Origin of the sequence: Streptomyces sp. NPDC059832 (assembly GCF_042731715.1) — a bacterium.
Classification (GTDB): domain Bacteria; phylum Actinomycetota; class Actinomycetes; order Streptomycetales; family Streptomycetaceae; genus Streptomyces.
Genome location: NZ_JBHWIY010000058.1, coordinates 1 through 23,333 on the forward strand (window position 1 = coordinate 1; position 23,333 = coordinate 23,333).

General features: G+C 68.3%; 19 protein-coding genes. 15 read left to right on the forward strand and 4 right to left on the reverse strand.

The features are described from left to right. Positions 1 to 86: 86 nt before the first annotated feature. From ACFV8T_RS42760 to ACFV8T_RS42770, 3 genes are all read right to left on the reverse strand, one after another. Positions 87 to 1,256, reverse strand: a complete 1,170-nt coding sequence (locus ACFV8T_RS42760) for a class I SAM-dependent DNA methyltransferase (RefSeq protein ID WP_385338586.1) — start codon at positions 1,254 to 1,256, stop codon at positions 87 to 89. Further along, positions 1,253 to 2,686 (reverse strand): hypothetical protein, encoded by a 1,434-nt coding sequence (locus ACFV8T_RS42765; protein WP_385338589.1) that lies wholly within the window; start codon positions 2,684 to 2,686, stop codon positions 1,253 to 1,255. Before ACFV8T_RS42765 ends, ACFV8T_RS42760 begins: the two co-directional genes overlap by 4 nt. A 153-nt stretch (positions 2,687 to 2,839) precedes the next feature. Then, the gene (locus ACFV8T_RS42770) at positions 2,840 to 4,783 is read right to left on the reverse strand and encodes a DNA/RNA helicase domain-containing protein (protein ID WP_385338592.1); all 1,944 of its coding nucleotides are present in this window, start codon (positions 4,781 to 4,783) and stop codon (positions 2,840 to 2,842) included. A gap of 1,218 nt (positions 4,784 to 6,001) precedes the next feature. Here ACFV8T_RS42770 and ACFV8T_RS42775 point away from each other — a divergent pair. The 15 genes from ACFV8T_RS42775 (at position 6,002) to ACFV8T_RS42845 (ending at position 21,571) form a co-directional block, all read left to right on the forward strand. After that, a complete protein-coding gene (locus tag ACFV8T_RS42775; protein WP_385338595.1) occupies positions 6,002 to 6,331 on the forward strand; it encodes a hypothetical protein in 330 nt (109 codons plus the stop codon). Further along, the gene (locus tag ACFV8T_RS42780) at positions 6,328 to 8,595 is read left to right on the forward strand and encodes a hypothetical protein (protein WP_385338598.1); all 2,268 of its coding nucleotides are present in this window, start codon (positions 6,328 to 6,330) and stop codon (positions 8,593 to 8,595) included. Before ACFV8T_RS42775 ends, ACFV8T_RS42780 begins: the two co-directional genes overlap by 4 nt. After that, positions 8,595 to 9,545 (forward strand): replication-relaxation family protein, encoded by a 951-nt coding sequence (locus ACFV8T_RS42785; protein ID WP_385338601.1) that lies wholly within the window; start codon positions 8,595 to 8,597, stop codon positions 9,543 to 9,545. The genes ACFV8T_RS42780 and ACFV8T_RS42785 overlap by 1 nt, the downstream gene beginning before the upstream one ends. 790 nt (positions 9,546 to 10,335) lie before the next feature. Further along, the gene (locus tag ACFV8T_RS42790; RefSeq protein ID WP_385338604.1) at positions 10,336 to 10,731 is read left to right on the forward strand and encodes a hypothetical protein; all 396 of its coding nucleotides are present in this window, start codon (positions 10,336 to 10,338) and stop codon (positions 10,729 to 10,731) included. A 215-nt stretch (positions 10,732 to 10,946) separates the two neighbouring features. Then, the gene (locus ACFV8T_RS42795) at positions 10,947 to 11,609 is read left to right on the forward strand and encodes an ATP/GTP-binding protein (RefSeq protein WP_385338607.1); all 663 of its coding nucleotides are present in this window, start codon (positions 10,947 to 10,949) and stop codon (positions 11,607 to 11,609) included. Positions 11,610 to 11,766: 157 nt separating this feature from the next. Further along, a complete protein-coding gene (locus tag ACFV8T_RS42800; RefSeq protein WP_385338609.1) occupies positions 11,767 to 12,333 on the forward strand; it encodes an SAF domain-containing protein in 567 nt (188 codons plus the stop codon). 3 nt (positions 12,334 to 12,336) lie between these two features. Next, positions 12,337 to 13,218 (forward strand): hypothetical protein, encoded by an 882-nt coding sequence (locus ACFV8T_RS42805; RefSeq protein WP_385338612.1) that lies wholly within the window; start codon positions 12,337 to 12,339, stop codon positions 13,216 to 13,218. Further along, positions 13,211 to 14,764, forward strand: a complete 1,554-nt coding sequence (locus ACFV8T_RS42810) for a CpaF family protein (protein WP_385338615.1) — start codon at positions 13,211 to 13,213, stop codon at positions 14,762 to 14,764. The genes ACFV8T_RS42805 and ACFV8T_RS42810 overlap by 8 nt, the downstream gene beginning before the upstream one ends. Further along, positions 14,761 to 15,654: a type II secretion system F family protein gene (locus tag ACFV8T_RS42815; RefSeq protein WP_385338618.1), complete on the forward strand. Its 894-nt coding sequence runs from the start codon at positions 14,761 to 14,763 to the stop codon at positions 15,652 to 15,654. Before ACFV8T_RS42810 ends, ACFV8T_RS42815 begins: the two co-directional genes overlap by 4 nt. Continuing rightward, positions 15,651 to 16,568, forward strand: coding sequence for a hypothetical protein (locus ACFV8T_RS42820; protein ID WP_385338620.1), 918 nt, complete (start codon positions 15,651 to 15,653; stop codon positions 16,566 to 16,568). Before ACFV8T_RS42815 ends, ACFV8T_RS42820 begins: the two co-directional genes overlap by 4 nt. Before the next feature lie 51 nt (positions 16,569 to 16,619). Beyond that, positions 16,620 to 16,850 (forward strand): hypothetical protein, encoded by a 231-nt coding sequence (locus ACFV8T_RS42825; protein WP_385338623.1) that lies wholly within the window; start codon positions 16,620 to 16,622, stop codon positions 16,848 to 16,850. Between the two features lie 72 nt (positions 16,851 to 16,922). Then, the gene (locus ACFV8T_RS42830; protein WP_385338626.1) at positions 16,923 to 17,276 is read left to right on the forward strand and encodes a TadE/TadG family type IV pilus assembly protein; all 354 of its coding nucleotides are present in this window, start codon (positions 16,923 to 16,925) and stop codon (positions 17,274 to 17,276) included. A 47-nt stretch (positions 17,277 to 17,323) separates the two neighbouring features. Then, positions 17,324 to 17,755 carry a hypothetical protein gene (locus tag ACFV8T_RS42835; protein ID WP_385338629.1) on the forward strand — a complete coding sequence of 144 codons (432 nt, stop codon included), beginning with the start codon at positions 17,324 to 17,326 and terminating at the stop codon, positions 17,753 to 17,755. A 3-nt stretch (positions 17,756 to 17,758) separates the two neighbouring features. After that, a complete protein-coding gene (locus tag ACFV8T_RS42840; RefSeq protein ID WP_385338631.1) occupies positions 17,759 to 18,223 on the forward strand; it encodes a pilus assembly protein TadG-related protein in 465 nt (154 codons plus the stop codon). Between the two features lie 6 nt (positions 18,224 to 18,229). Beyond that, the gene (locus tag ACFV8T_RS42845) at positions 18,230 to 21,571 is read left to right on the forward strand and encodes a LysM peptidoglycan-binding domain-containing protein (protein ID WP_385338634.1); all 3,342 of its coding nucleotides are present in this window, start codon (positions 18,230 to 18,232) and stop codon (positions 21,569 to 21,571) included. Between the two features lie 256 nt (positions 21,572 to 21,827). On the opposite strand, the gene ACFV8T_RS42850 is transcribed toward ACFV8T_RS42845, so the two are convergent. Then, on the reverse strand, positions 21,828 to 22,094 hold the full coding sequence (locus tag ACFV8T_RS42850; protein WP_385338637.1) for a hypothetical protein: 267 nt from the start codon (positions 22,092 to 22,094) through the stop codon (positions 21,828 to 21,830). Positions 22,095 to 23,333 lie beyond the last annotated feature (1,239 nt).

Genomic DNA, 23,333 nt, shown 5'->3' on the forward strand with positions numbered 1-23,333 from the left:
GATGTGCGACAGCAGCTGCTGGACTGCTGGCCCATCCTGGTTGACCTCGACAGCGGCGATGTGCGGTTTGGGACCCTCGACGAGCGTCATCTCTGGAGGAACCCACGCACCTGAGCGCAGCTTTCCCACACGCCTGACCCACTTGCGGGACAGCCTTTAACGCCGCTGGCAGAGGGAAAGGTGCCCGTAGGCAGCTTGAGTATGGTGTGGACGTCAAACCTGTTCAGCATGTCTCGTCGCACGGTCTCTGCCGTGCCCAGAGCAAAGAGGATGTTGTCGGGGACGACAATGGCTGCGCGCCCCCGCACTGCCGTCAGCGACATGGCGTGCTGCAGGAAATTGATCTGCTTGTCGTTCGAGACTGCCACGAAGTCTGACCGCCGATACGTGTGGCGGGATCCCTCCCCGGAGATCTCTGCATGCTTACCGAACGGTGGATGGGTGAGCACCAGCGAGGCTTGGCTATCGGGCTGCTGAGCAAGCGCGTCCCTCACGGCGATCGGTGCCGGTTGCCCGGCGAAGACGACTCTGTTCAGAAGCAGGTTCGCCGTCGCCAACCGGGCCGTGCTAAGGACCAGCTCGTCTCCCCAGTGCTGTTGGTTGCGGTACTGGTGCAGTTCGTCCGAGGTGGGGTTGGTCAAATGCCGGGCGAGATATTCGTGCGCACCCTGGAGGAAACCACCCATGCCGCAGGCTGGATCGCTAATGGTGTCGGTGAGCTCTGGTTGAAGGACTTCGACGATGGCATCGATGAGCGGGCGGGGCGTAAAGAACTGACCGGCCCCGGACCTTCTCTCGTTCATCGTTCTTTGCAAGAGCTCGCAATATGCCTCGCCCAGCAGACTCCCATACGCACTCCATTGCTCCACATCGAAGAGGTCGAGAACGAGCCGCTGCAGCAGTACAGGATCGGGTACGTGGTTCTGTGCGCCGGCGAAGACAGCGTCCACTGCAGTGCCAGAGGCGCTGGACGAACGCTGGGCAAGTGTCTTGGTGTACTGGGCGACAAGCGGCTCTGCCCGCTTCTCCGTCAGCGCTGCCCAACCTTGCAGCGCAGGCTGTTCGCTGTCTATTGCGGTCTGCCGGCCTTCGTCCTCAAGTTTGAGCACGAGCAGATACGTGAGCTGCTCGACGGCATCCACGGCAGACAGCCCGCGGTCATACAGAAGGTTGTAGTAGCTTATGAGCCGCTCGGTCATGTGTGACTTCGCGCCGCGCGATCCTCGGTCCGTCGAGAGGGCAGAGGCATCGGTCATAGCTCAAACTCCAGTTGTTCCGGGACAATGCTCCGGCTGTGCTGCTCAGCCGCGGCCCACGGGGTGTGCACCGGGCGGGCAATCCCGTCACCGTCGTTATGGATAGACGGCTCTGGTGGGACATGCAGGACGGTCGACTCCTGCGTCGGACCAATGCTCGCAGGACCCAAGATCCGGCCGACTGACGCCGCATCAGCCAGCGCCCGGCGCAGCAGGGCCGATGACTTCAAGGTCTTCTCTATCCGCAGATGCAGGTGGTCTGCTGCATGTCTGCACTGAGTGGCTCGTCGGCCCAGCCGCACTTGGTCGTGCAGCGGGGCAATGGGTATCTGGATGTCTTGCAGATTAGATTGCGTGATATTGCGCATCGACGACAGAGTGCCGTTACTCCGTCGCGCGATCTCTGCACGTACGTAGGGGGTTGCCAGAAGCGACACCAGCCATCGGTCATCGATGCCATCTTTCGGAACCATTCGCAGACTTTTGTCGCTCAGATACAGACCAGGCCGGCATTCGGTGACATGGACAGTCGCACCAACGTGAGCGAGGCTGTTGGCACGGCACAGCAGGATGTCGCCAGCCGTGATCTCGTGCTGTTCATTGAGGAGCGTTCCGGCGGGCACCGCCTTGTTCTCGTCCTCGAGGAACCTCCCTCCGGTAATGGCGCTGGTCTTGATCACTGCTTTCTCGTGGCTTTCGGCAGGCCGCCTGAGGCACCGTGGTGACCGCCCTGACTCGATCCGCTTGATGACCTCGCCCAGGCGCACCCAACGCCAGCCGTAGGGAAGCGTTTGGGTGGCGGCGTCGTACTGCGGCGTCAGTGCATGGTGGGCGGCTTCCTGCAGCGCGATAACTCCCGCTGCGGCCCGGCGAAGGGTTGTTTCTGCACGATCGAGTCGCTTGATCTGTACCTGAAGCGCCGCCAGGATGCGTTCCTGTAGTGCAAGTGGCGGTAGGGAGAACCGGATGTTCAGCAGTTCCCTGATCGTGAGCGTGTGCATACGGTCGCTGCGTGCCGCGGCCTCGATCTGTTCTCGGACATGGGAGGACTGCCACAACTGTTCCAGGTACGCGGGATAGATCAGTGAGGGGCGCACGCGGACTCGCGTCATACCGCTTGAGAAGTCCAGCAGTGGCGTCCCTTCCTCGATCAGCACTCCCTGGCCGAGGCTGTCCAGTGTTCCGGCGTTGCGGCAGACGAGAAAATCTCCTGCACGAACATCCACTGGAGGAGGCCCACCGAGGCCTGCCCTGCCTGCTGCTGAGTCCTGGTTTCCTCTTCTCGCCACTGGTTCGTGTGGATGGTTTGCGGAGGTGGGACGCCATCCTCCGACAGTGGTGGTCTTGTAGCCGCCGCTGATCAATCGACTGCCGAGGACGCTGGCAAGCCGGACTTCGGGCCAGCCTGAAGCGGATTCCGTTGCCGACACGGGCCATCCCCCTTCGTCCCGGCCGCACGGGCTGGGCGCAGTATTTCGCTTTTCAACTCCACAGACGCCCAGAGTTGGGCTGGCACAACGCCCCCGCAGCCTTTCCTGTGCGGCAATTCCTCGGATGCGAACCTTGGCAGCTTCCTCCCACGATCAGAGCTTCGGAATGCCAAGGTCAGCGAAGAGCTGTCTGGTGTCCGGGTCCATCGAGTAGAGCACCGTGCCGCGGATGGATCGAGTCATCAGTACTCCGTAGGCGTTACGAAGTCGCTCCGTCAAGATTTCGTCGGAGTCGATTCGGATTGCTTTGCTCTTCACCCAGTCCCGGTCCAGAGCCCATGAGCCTTCGGCCCAGGTGAGGTCAGGGCCCATGATGACTCCGCCCCACTCGTATTCCAGGCCTTGGGCCGTGTGGACGCAGCCGATCTGACCGAAGCCGCCGTCGTCTGTAGCCCAGAACCGGCGTGATGGAACACCCGGCGTGTTGTGCGTGTCCTCCGCGTTCCATGGACGAGCCCACCCCGGTTCCGGGGCGACGTCCGGGAAAGTGCCGGACGTGTCGGTCCACTCCCAGCACATGCCAGCAGTCATCCGGGCGCTGTGCCCCGCATCGAGCTTGGACTGGAGGAACTCCTCCATCCGGGCCGCCTTGTCGGTGTAGTAGAGCTCGAAAGGCTCCGGATTCTCGTCACCGTCCGCGCTCCACGACACAGGGCGGCCCGCCAGGAGATGTTGTACCCACGTGTCGTAAGTGGAGCTCCCGACCGCTCGAAGAGACCTGTCAAGCCTGATGGGCACGACTTCTGCCTTGAGGTCCTGAATAGCCTCGATGAGATCCGTTTCGGACCAGGCGTCCTCGGCGAAGAGCCGCTGGTCACCGTCCACGAAGAAGACAGGGACTCTGGCCCGTGTCACGATCACCGACACCGACGACTCATCGTCGCGCCGCAGCGCGAACGAGCCCGACTGCGGACGCTCGGTAAGTCGGTGCGCTTCGTCGCACACCAGCAAGTCAAGCCCGTTGGGCGCCACCTTGTTCGCGACCTGGTTCAAGGTCGTGAAGTGCTTCTTCTTACCCTTGGCACCGCGCTTGAGGTTCTCGCGGGATGCGATACCACCCGACACGAATCGCGCTTCGTAACCCTTGTTGAGCGCCTCGCCGAGTGCCGTCAGGGCAAGGAGCGACTTCCCGGTGCCCGGCCGCCCGCTGATGACGTACACCTTCTTCGCGCCAGGCAACGGTTTGCGGACCGATTCCATGACCTGGCCCACAGCTTCAAGCTGCTTCCCCGTCAGGCTGAATTGTGTGTGCCCGTTGACGATCGCCCCGATCTCGTCCGTGAGAAGAGAGCTGGCACGGCGACGACCCAGGAGTGCCTGCGCTGCCTCCGCATCCTTGACAGGACTGAAGCGCGTGGTGAGGAACTTGCGGAGATCGGCTGGTTGTCGCGCCGTGAAGGTCGGAACTCCCGGTACCGGCCGCACCATGCTGATCCACTGGCACTCGGGATCCTTCAGATTGTGCAAATAGGCTGCGCCAGCGAGGTGCACGTACCGATCGTCGAACATGCTGTGATGGCGCTTCAGCGCGTCCAGATTGTCTTTCACCTGCACTGCAGGGTGCTTTGTGTGCCGCTGGTAGAACGGCGCATAGACACAGCCGATGGCGCAGTCTTCGCAGAGCTCTCCAGTGGTGGCCTGCTTGCACTCATCGCACAGCTTGGCCTTCCCCTTGGCTGGATCGGGCCTCTCGATGGTGCCCCACTGCTTCAGCTCGATGACGGCGAAACTCAGTCCGCCGTCGGGGTGCTGTCCGGCAAGAACCACATCGATCGGGTTCATGGTGGGGTGAACTTTGTACTCAACGAAGACATACACCTGCCCGAGGTCAACGTCCTTGAGGGCTGTCGCGACCTCGTAGAGGCTCTCCCGCCACGTCTTCTTGTCGGCAGCAGAGGCCTTGGCATGGTTGGGGTGCGCGGCTTCATAGATCTCAGCAATCTTGTTGCTGAGCCGTCCCCTGTTGCGCACCATCTCCTCGGCAGGCCAGTACGCCTCCAGATCCGACCACGTGCCCCCGCCAGTCACTTCGCTCACGCTCCCGATCTCACGCATTGGAGACACCAGCGGTCCTGCGAAGCGACGGTTGATGTCAGAGAGATGGACGAGTATCCCAGCGGCCCAAAGTGACGGCAAGCGATCTTCCGCCAGTCCGCCAGCTGCTATCTTCAACGTCCCGGCGGCCGGACACGCGACCGAGCAAAGCTCACCGACTCGCTTCCGCGCCGCTGGCCGTCGAGACAGCCACCGGGTCAGCATCCCGGGGTTGTCCGGCGGCGTCCGCGCCCCGAACATCCCCTCTCCGCGAGGTCTCGGACACGGCAGGCCGCCTGCAAGCTTGATCATCTACCCCCAGTGCATCGGCGCCCCCGGACACAGCGTGACTCGCCGCCCAGTCGTCCATGCCGCGGCCGAGATGGGCATGCCTCGGGCCACTGCCCACAAGTGGATGCGACGGTAGCGGGCCGAAGGCGAGGCCGGGCTCCACGAGCCCTTAGGTCAACACGTCGCCGTGGCAAGGTCTGGTGCGAAGGTGAATCAGAAGCCGAGCCGGCAACAACCTGGGGGAACGAACGGCAGGTAGGGGTGTCGCGGCGACGAGACCGGTGCCAAGAGGCCGATGCATCGTACTCATCCTGACTGTCTGCACCGGAAATTTTTTCTTCCCATTCGCCTGTCACGTTTCGGGCCTGTGGGCTCCTTGCGCAGGTAGGAGACGGCAATGGGCTGTCCTGTGCGGGAGGTGCGTATGGCTCGGCACACCACGGAGTTCTGGGATACAGCGGGGCGCAGCCGGCTGGATGCGGGTGTTGAGACGCTGGTCGGACTGTGCGGGTGGCTGGTCGCGGTGGTGTTCATGGTCGGGTCCATCCGCGGATGGTGGTGGGGCGGGGGTCTGCACAACCTCCCCTGGGGCCTGGGAGACCCAGCGGCAAAACCAATTGAGGAGCGGCAGGGATGGCCGCTGGTTCCAGTCCTGGCGGCGGCACTGGGAGCAGTGTGCGGGCGCTGGGTGTGGCTGGCGCTGGCTGATCTGGTGCGTGGGATGGATCCCCGGGCCCGGCGGCGTGGGTGGCGGCTGTGACGGGGTGGCCCCCGGCCTTCGGCCGGTTCGACGCGAGTTGGTTGATCGGGACGTTCTGGGATGTCCGGTGGTGGGTAATGGGCTCCGCCGTTGCTGCGATGTGTGTCTGGCTGTGGGCGCGGCGGTGGTGGCTGCGGCGTGCTCGGACCATGTTGCGGAACCGGGCGGTGGTGTCCCTGGTGCCGGCTGCGGGCTTTGACCCGTCGCTGGAGGAGATCGACCGGCACGCGGCGCGGCTCGCGCGGGTTCCGGCGGTCGTGGGGTGGGCGCCGAAGCGTGCGGTGGGGGTGCGGATCCTGCTGTCCAGTGATGAGAGCCGGCTGTCGTACCGGCTGGAGGGTCCGGCTCGGGCGGCGGCGCTGCTGAGGCTGCGGTCTTTTCCCGATGTGGACGTCGTGGAACCCGGGGCTGGCAATGACGAGGTGCCCCGGATCCGGTTCGACGGCGTGCCCCCGCTCGAACCGGACGACCACGATGGAGATGGAGTTGAGGACGCGTGACGGTTCAGCTGGAGAAGGCGCCGAGCGACGAAAACCCCGGCGTGGATGTCCGTACGGACGAGGGCCGGTCCTATGTGGCGCGGGCGGAGCTGGTGCTGGCCCGGCCCGATCACCGTCAGCTGACCGCCGCCGGTCTGGATCCGGATCCGCTGCAGCTGATGGCCGCGGCGTGCGCGCACGCGGACAGTGAGCGCGGTGAGCGGGTGGAGCTCGTGGTGGACCTGGTGCCGGTGGCCGGGCGGCGGGTGGCGCGGTGGCGGCGCCGGCTGGTGCGGCGTGCGAAGCAGCGGGGCCCGTCAGCGTTCGGTGAGAAGCTGGGCGGCGAAGGTCGGGCGGGTGCGGGCGGGACACTGTGGTCTCAGGCTCTCGCAGGGTTGAACGGCGGTCCCTCACGTGGCCGTCCGGGGCAGAGGGCTGGGCGGGTTCCCCGGACCTCGGATCTGGCCGAGGGCGTGGGCAAGTTTCTGCCGGGCGTGGATGCGCAGGTGTTCGCAGTGCAGGTGATGGTGCGGACGGTCGCCGGCCACCCGGTGAAGGCGCAGGCGCTGCTGCATCAGGTGATGGCGGTGATGGATGCCTGGTCGGGGGAGAACTGGTGGCGCCCGGTCGGGCCGAGGGCGGGTATGTGGCGGCCGTACAGCAGTGTCTGGTGGCGCCGCCGGAACTTCGAGCGGCGATTCGAGACGGGTGAGTTCGCACCCTCGAAACGGCAGTGGGTGACCTCTCGGGAAATCGCCGCACTGCTCAAGCCTCCGTCGGTGCACTGCACCCCGTCGAACGTGGTGCGGACCGGGGGTGTGGTGCCGGCGGCGCCGTCGCGGCTGCCGGAGTGGACCGGGCAGCAGGGCGTGGTTCCGCTGGGCATGGTGACCGGCGCGGACGGGCGCGCACGGCTGGCGGCTGTCCCACAGCAGGACGTGCTGTTCGGGGCGAGCCTGGGGCGGTCGGGCTTCGGGAAGTCGGAGCTGGCCCTGCTCCAGGCGCTGACGCTGGGGTATGCGGGGTTCGGGGTGTGGTTCCTGGATCCGCACGGTGCGGCGGTCCAGCGGGCGCTGCCGTACCTGACGCATCCGGCGGTCGTCGACCGGGTGCAGCTGATCGATCTGAGCGTGAAGGAGCTGGCGGCGCGGATCGCGTCGTGGAACCCGTTGTCGATGGAGGGGCGGAACGCGTCGCAGATCCAGGACGTGGTGGGGGCTGTCGTCGGTGGTCTCGCCTCGGCGCAGGGGTGGGGCGACAGGGCGCCGCGGGCGCGGGCCATCCTGTCGCACGCGGTGCAGGTCCTGGCCCATCTTGCGTTGCTGATGTGTGAGCGGGGGCGTCCCGACCTGCAGCCGACGCTGTTCTCGATCACGCGGCTGCTGACGGACGAGCGGTGGCGGATGCAGGTGCTGGAGCAGTTGCCGCGGCGGCTGTCCCGGTTCTGGCGGCACACGTTCCCGAAGTACGAGGGGAACGCGGTGCCGGTGGTGACGCAGATGCTGGAGCAGTTGGAGACGTCGGATTCGCTGCGGGCGTTCCTCGGCCAGCCGCGGTCCAGCTACAACGTCCGGGAGGCGATGGACGGGAGCAGGATCGTGCTGTTGCGGTGCTCGGGCACCGGGGGCGGTGACCAGATCATCACGTCGTTGCTGTTGTTCGATCTGTTCCTGGCCGGGCTGTCGCGCGAGGGCGTGCGGCCCGAGGACCTGGAAACGATGTTCGCGTTCGCGGACGAACTGACCGCGATCGACGGCGCCTCGCGCGGGTACGTGGCCGCGATCCTGGAGCAGCTGCGGAAATATGAGGTGCGGCTGATGGGGCTCACGCAGATGGTGATGCGGCTGTCCGATGAGACCCGGCAGGCCCTGCTGCAGAACCAGTCCCTGCTCTCCGCGGCGGGGGCGGACAGCGACGAGGCCGCTTTCATCTCCAGGCGCCTGGCTGGCGTCGCGTCCACGGTGCTGGAGCAGCTCGCGAAGTACCAGTACGTCATGTCGACGATGCTGCACGGCGAGCGCAGCACCCCTTTCCGGGTGCGGGGTGTCGCGGTGCACCAGGTGCTGGCCGACTACCACCGCCCCGACCTCCTGCCCGGCCTGGTCGCCGCGATCGACCGCAACCTCGGACGGCGGCCGGTCGGCGAAATCCTCAAAGCGCTGGACGGGGACGACGAGCGGCTCCCGGGCCTGGACGACATGCTGCTCGCCCATCTCACCGGCCACGCCCCGGCCACCGGGCCCGCCGGACCCGCCGAGGCGGCCGGCCGAAGCGAGGTGGGCTGATGTCCCTCACCGCCGCCGGGCCCCGGACTGCCCACTTGTCCCGCCTCGGGCAGAAGCTGCTGCCGATCCTGTACCAGCACCGCCTCGTCGCCACCAGCCAGCTACACCGGCTCCTGACCCCGCACACGAAGCGCCCGGTGTATCTGCTGCGCCAGCTCGGGCACCTGCGCACCATGGGCCTCGCGGATTCCACCGACCGGCTCACCGACCGGATGGGCCGCTGCGAACAGCTCTGGTACATCACCGCGCTGGGCTGCGAGATCGTCGAAGCCGCCGGCGAGGTATCGACGCGCGCGTACCGCATGAGCCCGAAGGCCGCAGCCTCCCAGCTCCAGGAGCACACCCTCGCCGTCGTCGACTCCGGTATCGCTTTCACGGACTGGGCCGGCCGTCTCGGCGACGAGTGCGGGCCGCTGGACTGGGAGCCGGAGCTCGCCCACCGTGTCCGCGAGGGCGACAGCCGGCTCGGCGACGACGCGTTCCTCGTCCCGGACGCGGTGCTGCGCTACACCCGCACGGCCGGGAAGCGGCGTCAGCTGCTGACGCTCTTCCTGGAGATCGACCGCTCCACGATGCAGGTGGCCCGGCTGGGCCAGAAGCTCGACACGTACGCCCGCTACGCCTCCTACATCCCGCAGCCGCCCGGCCGCCGCCGGCCGGTGAGCACCCGGGAGGCATGGCGCGAGCGGTATCCCGTTTTCCCGCGCCTCCTGATCATCCTTTCGGGGGCATCCGAACGCGTGCTGCGACGCCGTACCGAGGACCTGCGGGCACTGGCCTCCGCCAACCCCCGTATCGCGGAGGGAACCCGGCTCCGTGTGGGCGTCACCACGGCTGAACTCCTGGACAGGCACGGCCCATTCGCTCCTATCGTGATGCCGGTACTCGGCGACGCAGAACGCACCGATGTGCTGCTGACAGCGCATTCCGAGCCCGGAACGATCAAGTGAACCGGAATGCCTCACCAATGCCGACGAGTCGACAAAACCGGCTCCCATATTCGCAGCGACCCGCAGTCCTGCCGCCATTCCAGACGGACACAGAACACGCAATCCCGCACGCCGGGATCCCGCCACACGGGATTGTGCCGATTTACGACGGATGTCAAAGATCCGAACTACAAGAACAGGCTGGGCTGTTGGTGACTCTTTGCGTACTCTACGTACCAGACCGAATGGTCTCTTTACTTCGTCAGGTGTCCGGCAGAGCCGCCAGCCCGGCGGACTTGCGCAGATGGGAACGGGTTGTGGCATATGCGGCAGGACGTGGTGCGGCATCAACGCCGCGTGCTGCCTGTCACGCTCTTCGCAGACGAAACGACCGCTGTTCAACGACTGCATTCCTGCTCACGGCAGTGATCTTCTACGCCCGTCAGTCTCAATCACGAGCAATCCACGGCCAGAACCGAGCATCTCGCACGTTGTTCCATCGCAACGGCAGTCATTCACCGCCCGGGTGACTGCAGGCGGTCATAGAAGGACGGCAGGGGGAATCTTGCTCACTCACTACACACGGGGAGGCGTAATGGCACCGTCATCGAGTCATTGGCGTGGTGCACGGACAGTCGGCTACCGCGTTACCTGCTCGGCTCTCGCGGGGCTCTCATTGCTGGCGCTCGCAGCGTGCAGCAGCAACGGCAAGACGGCGGAAGCCAAGAGCCCTGGGCACACGCCCAGCAGCTCGCCCTCCGCGCCTCCTGCTACGGAGTCGGCAGATCCCTCGGCAGCTTCGAAGACCGCTGTGCTCTCGGTGTACGGGCGCTACTGGCAGGAGCAGGTGAAGGCGTACGCGAAGGCCGACACCAAGGGCACCGACTTGAGGAAGTACGCGACCAAGGACGCCCTGGGGCGTTCGATCGGCGATGCCCTGAGCCTGAAGCAGGCCGGCAACATCATGCGGGGTGCACCCCGCAGTGACGCCGATGTCACGTCCATCAACCTGGACAAGAAGATCCCCAGCGCAGTGATCAAGGACTGCCTGGACGTCTCCGGCTGGGAAACCGTTGAGAGCAAGTCGGGGAAGGTACTGCCCTTCGCCGATGACGCACTGACCCGCTACGAGACCATCGCGACGGCGGAGAAGTGGGGTGCACAATGGCTGATCACCAAGGTCGAGCCGCAAGAGCGCGGCTGCTGACGGCGCTTGTCCCGCTCACCATAGGGGCAGCCCTCACTTTCGCTGTTCCCGTCGCCGCCCACGCCGACGGCGGTCGAGGCGGCTCGGTTGGCGACTGCGCCGGGAGGGTCGGATTCGTATGTCTCTCCGTGCACGACCGCACAACCACCAAGCCATCAGCCGGCGGGAAGCCGAGGCCGAAGGGTAAAACCGGAACGAAGCCGGTCGAAGTGTGCGTGGTCGAGCGACTGCAGCCGCAGCCGCCGGCCAGCGACCCGGTATGGAACGGCCACTCACCGAAGGACGGGGCAATCTATCTCCGCATGTGCAACTGGCAGGCCGTCGGTGCGGCAGCTGCCGGTGCCACATCAGCCCCTCCACAGATCTTCTGGGCCGCCGCTCCGCCTGCAGTAACGGTCGATCCGCTCCAGCTCGCCCATGAGGCGGTGGACAAGATGAAGCTCACCGGCCCGGACATCGCCAGCCCGAGGGCCGACGGCGTGTATGCGGTCGGCGTACCGATGTGGTTGTGGGCGGATCGGGGCCCCACCACGTACGGACCGAACACCGCGTCGGCCACTGCTGGCGGCGTCACAGTCACAGCTACGGCCACGGTCTCCAAGATCGTGTGGGCAATGGGCGACGGAAGTTCTGTGACCTGTTCCAGTGCCGGGACTCCGTACAAGCCGTCGCTGGGCAAACGGCAGTCTCCGGACTGCGGTCACGTCTACCGGAAGTCGTCGAAGAACAAGAAGGACAACGCCTACCGCGTTGCGGCGACGTCAACGTGGTCGGTGGACTGGCAGGTGACCGGCGCGGGCGGGGAGAGCGGTCAGTTCACGGAGACGCGGGCATCGCAGCTCGATGTCGTGATCGGTCAAGTAAAGGTACTGAACTGATGGAAAGGCCGAACGTCCCGTGAGCACCCGCATTCCGCAGGTCCCCTCCCCTTCCCCCGCAGCAGGAGCGGCGCAGGGGCCGGGTGCGCCGCTGCGGCCCGAAACGCCGCTCGGCGGCGCCCCAGCACCGCGCAGGCGCCGGCGTTCCCTTCTCGTGGTGGGCACGCTGTGCGTTTTGACGGGCAGTCTGGCATTCAGCTGGATGCTGCGAAGCGCAGGCGACCGCGTCGAGGTCCTGGCGCTATCGCGTGATGTTCCGGTGGGACAGGAGCTGACGGCCGAGGACCTCACCGTGGCGGCTCTGCCCGCGGATCCGGCGCTGAATCCGATCCCGGCCGACGACAAGAAATCGCTGATCGGGCGGCGGGCCGGCACCGATCTGAAACAGGGCAGCCTGCTGACTTCCTCCCAGCTCGCCACCGGCAGTCTTCTGCGCAAGGACGAGAACCTGGTGGCGCTGGCGGTGGAGCGGGGGCACGCGCCGATCGAAGCGCTCGCGCCCGGCGACGTGGTGAAGGTCGTCTCGACTCCTGGGGCCGACGGCGAGGAGTCGAAGGCTCCGCCGGCCGAGATCGAGGCCCGTGTGGTGAAGGTCGGGCGTGCCAATGCCTCGGGTGCTGTCGTCGTGCAGGTCGCCGTACCCGGCGACGACAGTTCTCTGCTCGCCGCGCGCTCGGCAACCGGCCGGGTGGCGGTCGTTCTGATCTCCAAGGGGCGGGGCTGAGGCATGTCGTTGGTCGCGGTTGTTTCGGCGCATTCCTGCGGGTCGACGGTGACCTCGCTCTCGCTGGCCCTGGCCGGGGATCGCCCCACGCTCCTGGCGGAGTGCGGGGCCACGGTGGGCTCGGTCCGGACGGGCTACCGGGTGGGCGAGTGGGGCGGGGAGGTGGGGCTGTGGCATCTGGCGCAGGCCGACCGGCAGGGCCAGCTCCCGGAAGCCTTCGAGGCGCACCTGCGCCGTTTGGACCGGGACGGGAACCGGTTGTGGCTGCCGGGTCTGACCGACCCGTTGCAGGCCGCGGCGCTCGCGCAGACCTGGGAGCCGCTCGGCACGCTCCTGCAGGCGATGGACCAGCACGCCGGCTACGACGTGATCGCCGACTGCGGGAGAATTGTGCTGAAGCCGGGCGGGGTGCACACGTCCCTTTTCCCGGCCCCTTTGCTGTGGCGGGCTGACCTTGTACTCCTGGTGGTACGCAACACGATCACGTCGGTGGCGCAGACCAGCCCCGTGGTCCGTGCGCTCAAGGAGGCGCTGGAACAGCACGGCACCGGTGCGGACGCCCTGCGGCTGCTCCTGGTAAAGGATCCGGCGGGGAACCTGTCGTCCAACGAGATCGGGGCCCGGCTGCAGGTGCCGGTGGTGGCGGCACTTCCCTGGGACGAGAAGGCCGCCCGGCTGTTCACCCATGGATCGGCCCGGACGCCGAAGCTGTCGGCTCTGTCGCTCGTCAAGCAGGCGCGGGAGGAGTCACGGCGAATCGAGGTCGATGCCCGCACGCGGCGGGATCGGCTGGGAATGGGGCTGGCAAGGATGTCCTCCCCCGTGGTGGCCGGACTCGTTCAGCGCCTCGCCTCGCATCGCAGGCGGGGGTCGGTCGATGGCTGACCAGCAGACCAACGGGCACGGCCGGGCCGCCTCCCCGCTGCAGGGTGTGCTGCGCCATGCGCTTCGGCCCAAGGATGAGCAGGCTCCCAGCAGCCCGCCCTCCAGCCAGGTGCCGGGCGGGCACCGTTCGCCGCCTGGCAAGGAGCCGGGGCCGGAGTCGACCGAGTACGTGGCAGCCGCCCCTGGGGTCCTGCCGGTTGCCTGGTCGGTGATCAAGGCTCTGCAGGACGCGGTGGCCACCGACATCGTGGAAGCGGACGAGAAGCACCCGCTGCCGACGGAGGCCGACCGTGAGGAGCGGGCGGTGTCGATGGTGGCGCAGCGGGTGTCGGCCTGGGCGGTGGCGCATGCCCGGTCTGCTGCCCCGCTCACCGCCGGGCAGCTGAACCAGGTCCGTCAGGCTGTCCTGGACTCCATGCTCAAGGCCGGCCCGCTGCAGGTCTTCCTGGACGATCCGGATGTGGAGAACGTCGTGGTTCACGGCGACCGGACCACGGTGGACTACTACAACCGGCCGACCAAGGAGGTCGGTTCGGTCGCGGCGACACATGAAGACCTCATTGACCTGGTCAACCGTCTCGCGCAGCGTTCCGGGCACGGGGAGCGTCTGCTGTCGCCGGCCACGCCGATGGTCCATTTCCGGCTGCCCGACCGGTCTCGGGCGGTGGCGACCACCCTGTCGGGGCCGCCGTTTTTGGGCATCCGGCGCCACCGGGTCATGGATGCGCGCCTGCATGACCTCATGACCCTGGGCATGATCAGCCCTGCGCTCGGCGCGTTCATCCACGCGGTGGTCCTGGCCAAGAAGTCGCTGCTGATCTCGGGGAACATGGGAGCGGGCAAGACGACGTTGCTGCGGTCGGCGGCGCGGGAGATCCCGGCCGGTGAGCGAGTGATCACGCTGGAGACGGACCGGGAGCTCTACCTCGATGAGGATCCGCCCACCGGCGCCCACTTCGTGGCCATGGAAGCGCGGGAGTCCAACGGTGAGGTCGGCCGGGACGGCCGGCTCTCCGGTCAGGTCACGATCGCGGACATGTATCCGACCACTCTGCGGATGCTGGCCAGCCGCGTGATCGTCGGTGAGGTCCGTGGTGTGGAGGCCGCCTCCATGCTGGACGCGATGAGTTCCGGCGGCCGCGGTTCGATGTGCACCCTGCACGCCGACTCGCCGCGGCTGGTGCTGCCGCGGCTGACCCAGCTGTGCCGTCCTGCGGGCATGAGCCGCGAGGAGATCCACGAGCTGATCGCGAACTCGGTGGACTTCATCGTCTATGTGACGCAGCTCGACGAGACCGCCCGGGGCGGCCGGCGCCACCGGTTCGTCTCGCACCTGTGGCAGATCACCCCTGGCGAGGCCGGATCACCGTCGTTCACCGAGGTGTTCGCGCCCGATCCGGGATCCGGCGATCCGCGGGCCGTACCGCAGCTGCCGCCCAGCGGGGAGTGCATGGGGCAGCTGATGGACGTCGGGTTCGACCGGCGATGGCTGGAGCCGGTCCACGGCCGCTGGAACAAGGAACTGGAAGTGGTGAAGCGGCGATGAGCCTGGGCCAACTGTCCCTGCTGGGGTTCGCGTGCGGGGTTCTGCTGCTGGGCGGGCTCGCCCTGATCTGGCGTGGCTGGCGTCCGGGCGAGGAGAACCCGTCCCGTCGCCCGTCGGCCCTGCGTGATCGGATGATGCACGCCCATGCGTCAATGCCTGATGCATGGGCGCGGCGCTACCGGTGGATCGCGATCGGTTCAGGTGTCGCGACGGTGGTGGTGTGGGTGGCGACCGGGCGGCCGGTCCATGGTCTGATCGCCGGCGCGGTCGTGCTCGGGCTCCCCTGGATCTGGCATCCGGCCTCCACGTCGGACCGGCAGATCGAGCGGCTCGAAGGGCTCGCGGAATGGCTGCAGCAGCTCGTCAGCGTGCATGAGGCCGGAACGTCCCTGGAACAAGCGATCCGTGCCTCGGCGGCACGGGCTCCGCTGGCAGTACGGGAACCGGTCCGGCTCCTGTCCGCACGGCTGCGGACAGGGGTCTCTCCTGCCCAGGCGTATACCGCGTTCGGTGAGGAACTCCACGACGGGGACAGCGACAACGTGGTGCTTCTCTTCCTCAGCCACATCAAGGACCGAGGAGACGGACTCGGGTTCGCACTGAGCGAGATGTCCGAGCTGACCGGTGCGCGTGCCAGGGCGTTGCGCACGGTGGATGCCGACCGCGCCAAAGTCCGTACACAGACCCGCTGGGTGGGGATCATCTCCCTGATCCTGGCATCGGTGTTTGTGTTCAACCCCGACTACGGGTCGCCGTTCTGGACGGCCGGGGGACAGCTGTTCCTGATCGTGTGCGCAGGCGTGTTCGTCGCGGCACTGGTGCTTTTGAGAGTGATCGCGTCGGCCCCGGCCACCCCGCGGCTGCTGGTGTCCAGGAAGGCGGAATCATGATGATGCTCTCGACGCCGGCACTGCTGTGCGGCGCCATGGTAGGGGGCGGACTCGTCCTGGTCGCCCGCCAACTGCTGCCCGGCCGCCCCGATCTGGGCGCAGTGCTGGACCGGATGGAGACGACCGAAGCAGCCTCACCTCTCTCGGCCCCGGGCGCTGACGGCTCGGTCCGCTCCCGGAGCGACACCCTGACGCTGCAGGTCGGCGCCGCGGTGCTGGCCCGCAACTCCGTTCCTATGGCCATCCCCCGCCGGGACCTGGACCTGCTGGGGATCCCGGTCGCCAAGCACGTGGGGGACAAAGTCGTCGGGGCCGCCGGAGGGCTGGTGCTGCCCCAGCTCGGCGGGGCGCTGCTCGCCCTGGCAGGGACAGGACTGTCGCTGGCCGTCCCGCTGTTCGTGTCACTGGCGCTGGCGGCTTTCATGTGGTTCAGCGCCGACACGAACGTCAAGGCGAAGGCCCGCCGGGCACGCCGAGAGTTCAGGTACGGGGTGGCGTCGTTCATGGAACGGGCGCGGCTGGAGCGTGGAGCGAAGGCGGGCGCGGAGGCTGCACTGCACCGGGCGGCGGCGGTGGGTGACACCTGGGTCCTGTCCAGGATCAGGTCCACGCTCGATCACGCGAAGCTGGCCGGTATCCCGCCGTGGGAAGCACTCAAGACCCTGTCCGAACAGCTGGACGTTCCCGAACTGGCCGCCCCTGCCGAGACGTTCTCCATGGCCGGCGGCGAAGGGTCGTCCATTCAGACCGCCCTGGGCAAGCAGGCTAAGGCGCTGCGTGGCCGTCTGCTGACCGACGAGCTGGCCGAAGCGAACTCGGCATCGGAGCGGTCCGTCATCCCGGGGACGATCATGTTCGCGGTGGTCATGGCGATCGTCGCGTTCCCGGCCGGCTACATCCTGCTCGGCACCTGATCCACAGCGGGTCCGCCCGCTCAACACACATCAGAACAACGGAGGGGACAGATGAACCAGCACGACGAGGACACCAAGACGGGCAGCGCCTTCCGGCACCGGGTCCGTAAGGCCCTTGCTGAGCGCCGTCAGGCGATGTTCGGGCCGCTGGGTGATCTTGGCATGGAAACAATGGAGAAGATGATTCTGGCAACTGTGGTCATCGGCTGCGCCGTGGCATTCGTCGCCGTGTTCGGGACGAAGTTCCAGGAACTCCTCGCTTCCTTCCAGGCGGCGTTCTAGCCCATGAGGCACCAGTCATCATCCGGGAGTCGGCGCCGGGCCTGGATACGTGCAGCCGGGAGGGACGACGGGATGAGCACCCTGGAGCTCCTCATCGTCGCCCCTCCCCTGGTCCTGGTGCTCGCCGCCTTGCTGCAGGTGGGCCTGTACTACCTCGCCGAGAACAACGCCCACACCGCTGCCCGTAAAGGCGCGAACGCGGCCAGCGCGTATGAGGCATCGCTCGCCGACGGGACCTCACGGGCCCGCCAGTGGATCGCGCAGGTCGGCGTCGTCAAATCGGCGACGGTCTCCACGGCGGGCTCAACCGCGGACCGGGTCCGTATCACCGTGCGCGGCAACGTCTTCTCGATGGTGCCCGGTATGGAGCTGACGGTGGCACAGAGCGCCGAGCAGCCCGTCGAACGGGCCGACGTGACGCCATGACCACATGCACACGGCGCGCGGCACCGCGGGAGAAGAGAACAGGATCCGTGAACAGAACCACGGGCGATCGGGGCAGTTACACCCTGGAGTCCCTGCTGTGCCTGATCGTGCTGCTCCCGATCCTGGGCCTGATGGCGGCATGGGGGCTGGCCGGGGTGTTCGACAGCTCGGTCGACAACGCCGCCGCCGCGGCAGCCCGCGCCGCCTCCCAGGCTCCGGACGCCGACACTGCCTCTCAGCGCGGCCGGGCTGCAGCCGAGGCGGCGCTCACCCAGGACAAGCGGAACTGCACCGCACGCCACATCAGCATCGACACCTCCGGGTTCTCCCGGCCCGTCGGCGAGCCCGCGTCGGTGACCGCGACCGTCACCTGCACGATCCCGCTCGACCAGCTCGCGGTGCCGGGTCTGCCCGGCACCAAGACCCTCACGGCCAGTTCCACCAGTGCCCTGGACCAGTACGCCGACCGGACGGAGTAGACGATGCCGCCCGCACACCAACCACCAGGCCGGGGCCGAGGGCGTCGCGGCCAGCGGCTGCGCGGCCAGGACGCCGGGTCGGTCACCATGTTCTGGCTCGTCTGCTCAGTCGCGCTGATCGGCATGCTGGCCCTGCTCGTCGACGGCGGGGGCATCCTGCGGGCCAAGGCGCATGCCGATGATCTCGCTGCGGAAGCTGCCAGGGCCGCAGGCCAGCAGATCGACCTCTCCCAGGCGATTCCCGGTACCGCGCTCGTCATCGATCCCGACGCGGCCCAGCAGGCCGCAGAGGCGTTCCTGTCCCAGGCAGGGGCCCACGGCACCGTCACCGTCAGCGCGGACGGTACCCGCATCACGGTCGACGTCACCGGCACCTACACGACCGTGATGGTGTCGGCCGTCGGCTACACCGATGTACCGATCAGCGGCCACAGCAGCGCCGAGCTCGTACGCCAGATGGAAGGCTGACCGCCCATGCCACCCACACGCCTCCCCCTGCTCTGGGCCCGCGCCCTCGCCAGTCTGGCCGCCCTGGCCCTGCTGGTCGTCGGCGCACCGTGGCTGCTGTTGCGCGCGGGAACGCTTCCTGCGGGCGTCCCGAGCGCCGGCACCATCGGCGATGCTCTGACCGCACCGGACGACGGGCACGTGCTGTTCACCGTGCTCACCCTCGCCTGCTGGGCGCTGTGGGCATGGTTCGTGGTCTCCCTGGTCCTCGAAGCCGTATCCGTCCTCGGCCGGGCACGGCTGCCCCGGATCCGGGGATTCGGGTCCGGACAGCGGCTGGCCGGCGTGCTGCTCGGCGGGCTGCTCATGCTCCCGTCGGCGAACGCGTTCGCGGCGACTCCGGCCGCAGCCGCGACGGCCCCCGCACACATGCCTCTCCAGACAAGTCATAGCCCGGCCTCCGCGGCCACGCCCGCCCCTCAGACCACCGGCCCCATTCACACCGTCGGCGCCACAGGTGAGACGGTCTGGGATCTCGCGGAGCAGTATCTCGGTGACGGCCGACGCCACACCGACATCCGGGCCCTCAACCCGGACCTTCCTCAGAACGCGTTCCTCACCGAAGGAACCCGCGTCAGACTGCCCGCCGACGCCGGCCTTCGCCCGGCCGCCACGCACGCTGAAGCCTCCGGCTCCGCCACCTCCGGCAAGACCGCCACCGGCCGCGAACAGGACGAGACAGAAGACTCCGCTTCGTACACCGTCCGGCCGGGCGACTACCTGTCAAAGATCGCCGACGAGCAGCTCGGTGACGGGGACCGGTGGCCCGAGCTGTATGAGGCGAACAAGGGCGAGGAGCAGCCGAACGGGCGGGTCTTCGACGATCCCGACCGGATCTATCCGGGCCAGGAGATCGCGCTGCCCGGCCGCGGCTCCGATTCTGCAGACAAGCCGCCCGCACGGGACGGCCACGAATCGTGGAAGCCGGCTGAGAAGGACCCTGCACCGCCGACGCAGCCGGCCCCGGATGCCGAGCCGTCTGCGCCCGCCACTCCTTCCCCCGACCGGAGCCGGACGGCGGATCCGTCTGCCACGGTGACGCCCTCCCCCACCGCGAAGACGCCGGCGCCCGGCAAACCGACACCGGAAGCCACCGCCGCCGCCGAGGACGGACAGACGACGACCGGGATGCGGGCCGGCATGGTCGGCCTGGGAGCCACTGGGGTCCTGGCCGCCGGGCTCGTGGGCACCCTGGCCACCCGGCGGATCCTGCAGCAGCGCCGCCGACGCCGCGGCCTCCGCATCCCGATGCCGTCCGGCCAGGCCGCCCTCACGGAGATCGCGCTGCGCAGCGCGGACGCCGGCGAGGAGCTGACCATGCTGGACCGGGCGCTGCGTACAGCAGCTGCGGCGCTCGCCGAGGAGGGCCGGCAGCTTCCCGCCCTGGCCGCGGTGCAGCTCGGTACCGAGGGGGTCCGGCTGCATCTGGACGCGCCCGCCCCGGCGGTTGCCCCGTTCACCACCGATCCGTCGCAGAGCGCGGTGTGGTGGTGCCCGGCTAACTCCGGTGAACTGCTGCCCCCGCAGGAAAGCCGGGAGGTCGATCCGCCCTATCCGGGGCTGATCGCGCTGGGCGAGGACGACCAGGGCGCGATCGTGCTCGTCGACCTGGAGCACACCGGCGCGCTCCACCTCACCGGCGGCCTGCGCGGCGAGGTCCTGCGGACCCTCGCGCTGACGCTCGCGCTCTCACCGCTCGCCGAGCAGCTCGACATCGCGGTCGCCGGGGAGGACACCGCTCCCGGACTGGCGATGGTGGACAGCGACCGGGTCACCCCGTATCCGGACCTGGCCGACGCGGTACAGGTCCTGCAGGCCCATCACGCGGAGCAGCAGCAGGCCCTGGACGGGCCGGGTGACGGAGGCGACGGGGATGACGGGGCGCCGGATCCTTCGGTGGCGGAGATGGGCGGGCTGTGGCCGCTGGTCGTCGTCGCGGACCTGGATTCCTGCCCGGCACCCGAGGGAAACCGGGACGTGCTGTGGGAAGTGCTGGGGCAGCAGCCTCGGTCGGCGGTGGCCGTGGTCACGAGCAGCACCGCCGTTCCAGAAGCAGCGGGCGGAGCATGGTCGGTGGACACCGATCTGCCGTACGTCACCGTTCCGGGCACCTCGATCAACGTCGCACTGTCGGTGTGCTCCGACGCCGAATACGCCAGCATCCTGGACGTCGCACTGACCGCGGACGCACCCGGCGACGTCCCCGCCCCGGTACAGGAGCTGGCCGCGGAGCCGGCCGCGGCGGTGCAGTCGGTGGAGAGTCCCTCTCCCGTTGCCCATGCGGAGACAGGGGCACCTTCCGCACGTGAGGCCGCCGAGCCGGTGAGCAAGCCGGGGCTGATGGCCGCGTTCGCCGATCTGGAGGACGACGACACCGACGAGGAAGACCCCGCTGGCCCGGGGCCGCTGCCCACCGCATCACCGTCCCCCGGAACTCCCGTCCTGCCGTCGTTGTCCAGCCCCGCCCCCCGGGTCAGCTCCCGGATCCCCGCACCCACCAGCCCGGAAGAGGCGACGCCCGCTCCCGACGCGGTCGTCCCTCTTCCCAAGCAGCCCACCGGAGCCGGCGCCGCCGACGGCCCGGACCGCCCGCTGGTGCAGGTCCTCGGGACAGTCGATCTCCTCGGCGCCACCGGCACCATCAAGTCCAACCGGCGCACCCTCGCGCTGGAGATGACGGCCTGGCTGGTCCTTCACCCCGGGGCGAACCACCACCAGCTCGACGAGGTCCTCGCGCCCGGCGGGATCGTCACCCGCGACACACGCAACACCCGCCTCGGAGACGTACGCAGGTGGCTGGGCGCCGACGCACAGGGCAACAAGCACCTCCCCCACGTGAGCACCCAGCCCGACAAGCTCTACCGGCTGGCCGGTGTCGACTGCGACTGGGACCGCTTCCAGCAGCTGGCCCACTCCGGCCGAACCACCGACGGCCCGGCCGGGGAACAGCTGCTGCGCCAGGCGCTGGAACTCGTCCACGGCCGGCCGTTCTCCGGCATCCCGTCCCGCCGGTACGCGTGGGCGGAATCCCTGGCCCAGGAAATGATCTCCGCGATCGTGGACGCGGCCGACGACCTCGCGGAGCGGTACCTCGCCCGCGGGGACGCACGCAACGCCCTGTGGGCAGCGACCCGCGGCCTGGACGTCGCGCGGGAAATGGAGTGCCTGTGGCGCCACAAGTTCCGGGCGCTGTCACTGCTCGGTGAAGAAGCCGCGCTCGAATCGTCGGTCCGCCAGCTCGACGAACTCCTCCTGGAGCTGGGCTCCTCCATGGACGAGGAGACCGAGCAGATCCTCCGCCTGCTGTAGCAGGCTGGGCCGTCGGCTACCCCTGCGCAGCAACGGCCGAGGGATGCCTCACCCGAGGCTGCGCGGGTGCCGGTGAACGCCGAAGGCCCTGCATTTCCGAGCGAAGTGCAGAGCCTTCGGCGCACCGGCCAGCTACAGGGAAAGCGCGCTGACCCAAATGCTGACCCAGTTGGAAAACTGCAGGTCAGCACATGCCAGCATATGGCTGTGCGCGGCAGGGGCCGTAGGGTCCGGCCGGGGCTGCGCTTATGTCACGTCACGCCGTTTCCTTGCGCTTGGACTTGGCGGCCTGGCGTTCCTCGGACGCTTTGGCGAGCCAGCCGGGGTCGACCTTGTTGATGAGGTCGCGAAGGTGCTGCACGTTAATGCCTGACTCCCGGGCAACGGCGGAGACGTGGCCGTACACGGTCGACTTCATGGCTTCAGTGACGGCAGCTTCGTACAGCTCGGCCCTATAGCCGTCGGCAACCTTCTCCGCCTTCTCGACTCGCTTCCGCAGTGCGGCAAAATCCGGTTCGCTCATGGGGCGAGGGTGACACACCCACAACCACACTTCAAGTTTCACTGAAAGCTTGGCTGTCGTAGAGAGGAGACCGCCCGCCACCCTGACGCGGCACCCGCTGCCACTGAATGGACCAGAACCGCCCCGGCCACATCCGGGAGACCGGCCTCCTGCTGGGCGGCCACCTCTGCCGGCGCCCGCCCTGAGCGGCCCGCCACGCCCGCAGCGCCGGCCACGAGTGCCCGGCACAATGACAGACCGTCACACAGCACAACCGGAGACGCGGCTACGTTCCACCCCTCGCCGCCCGGATCCCCGACCGCCGAAGGCTCCCGCAGCAGGGTGGTAAACCCACTCACCAACCCAGCCACCGCGCCGACCGCAAGGCCACGAGAAACGTGGAAAATTCCACCCCCCGACCGCGCCCGTCGCAGCGACACCGTGCCCGTTTTCCACCTGGCCGCTCCCACACAGAACGACCTGTCCCCCACCGCTGGCCGCAGCCTGCCGACAGCACCACCCACCCTCTCGACGAACAGCGACAGCAGCACGGAAGACGCGAGCGGGGGATGACCCAAACGCTGACCCACACTGGAAAACCGCAGTTCACAGCGTTCCACCCCCTGAGCCGACGCCAGGCCTCACCCCAGCGCTCCCCGGCCGCACACCCGCTGCTCCAATGCCGGAAAGCAGTGGCCCCGGATGCGCCTGCGGGACCAGGACAGCAGACGGGGGTGGGGGGGGGGGGGGGGGGGTCCCCCCCCCCCCCCCCCCCCCCCCCCCCCCCGCCCCCCCCCCCCCCCCCCCCCCCCCCCCCCCCCCCCCCCCCCCCCCCCCCCCCCACACCCCCTCTCCCCAAGCCCGGAAAGGAGGGGCCCCGGGGGGCGCTGGGGGAAAAGGAGGGGGGGGGGGGGGGGGGGGGGGCCCCCGCCCCCCCCCCCCCCACCCCCGTGCAGCGCTCCGGGCAGCTCGCCCGCATTCCACAGCGGTGGAACGTCACACGCTGGCAGCCCGCTTGATCGGCCCGAGATACTTCCGCACCGTGCCCTCCTGGTAGCCGCAGCGTTCCGCCAAGACCGGAGCAAGAGCCTTCGCCGAAAGCTGCTGCTCCTCCGGTGACAACTTTCTGTAATGGAATTCCACCCGCGCCGGGCCGGTCAGGTGAGAGCCGTCCTGCTGCTCGGCCTCCTGCTCGACCTCGCCCTCACGGATGTCCGGGGCCGACTCCTCGGTGTCGGGCTCGTCCTCGTCACGGGGCTT

Excerpts from the sequence above, each read along its gene's own strand:
- ACFV8T_RS42815 (WP_385338618.1), top strand. The coding sequence starts at position 14,761 with ATGAGCCTGGGCCAACTGTCCCTGCTGGGGTTCGCGTGCGGGGTTCTG.
- ACFV8T_RS42810 (WP_385338615.1), top strand. The coding sequence starts at position 13,211 with ATGGCTGACCAGCAGACCAACGGGCACGGCCGGGCCGCCTCCCCGCTG.
- ACFV8T_RS42840 (WP_385338631.1), top strand. The coding sequence starts at position 17,759 with ATGCCGCCCGCACACCAACCACCAGGCCGGGGCCGAGGGCGTCGCGGC.
- ACFV8T_RS42805 (WP_385338612.1), top strand. The coding sequence starts at position 12,337 with ATGTCGTTGGTCGCGGTTGTTTCGGCGCATTCCTGCGGGTCGACGGTG.
- ACFV8T_RS42850 (WP_385338637.1), bottom strand. The coding sequence starts at position 22,094 with ATGAGCGAACCGGATTTTGCCGCACTGCGGAAGCGAGTCGAGAAGGCG.
- ACFV8T_RS42845 (WP_385338634.1), top strand. The coding sequence starts at position 18,230 with ATGCCACCCACACGCCTCCCCCTGCTCTGGGCCCGCGCCCTCGCCAGT.
- ACFV8T_RS42760 (WP_385338586.1), bottom strand. The coding sequence starts at position 1,256 with ATGACCGATGCCTCTGCCCTCTCGACGGACCGAGGATCGCGCGGCGCG.
- ACFV8T_RS42830 (WP_385338626.1), top strand. The coding sequence starts at position 16,923 with ATGAGCACCCTGGAGCTCCTCATCGTCGCCCCTCCCCTGGTCCTGGTG.
- ACFV8T_RS42825 (WP_385338623.1), top strand. The coding sequence starts at position 16,620 with ATGAACCAGCACGACGAGGACACCAAGACGGGCAGCGCCTTCCGGCAC.
- ACFV8T_RS42785 (WP_385338601.1), top strand. The coding sequence starts at position 8,595 with ATGTCCCTCACCGCCGCCGGGCCCCGGACTGCCCACTTGTCCCGCCTC.
- ACFV8T_RS42820 (WP_385338620.1), top strand. The coding sequence starts at position 15,651 with ATGATGATGCTCTCGACGCCGGCACTGCTGTGCGGCGCCATGGTAGGG.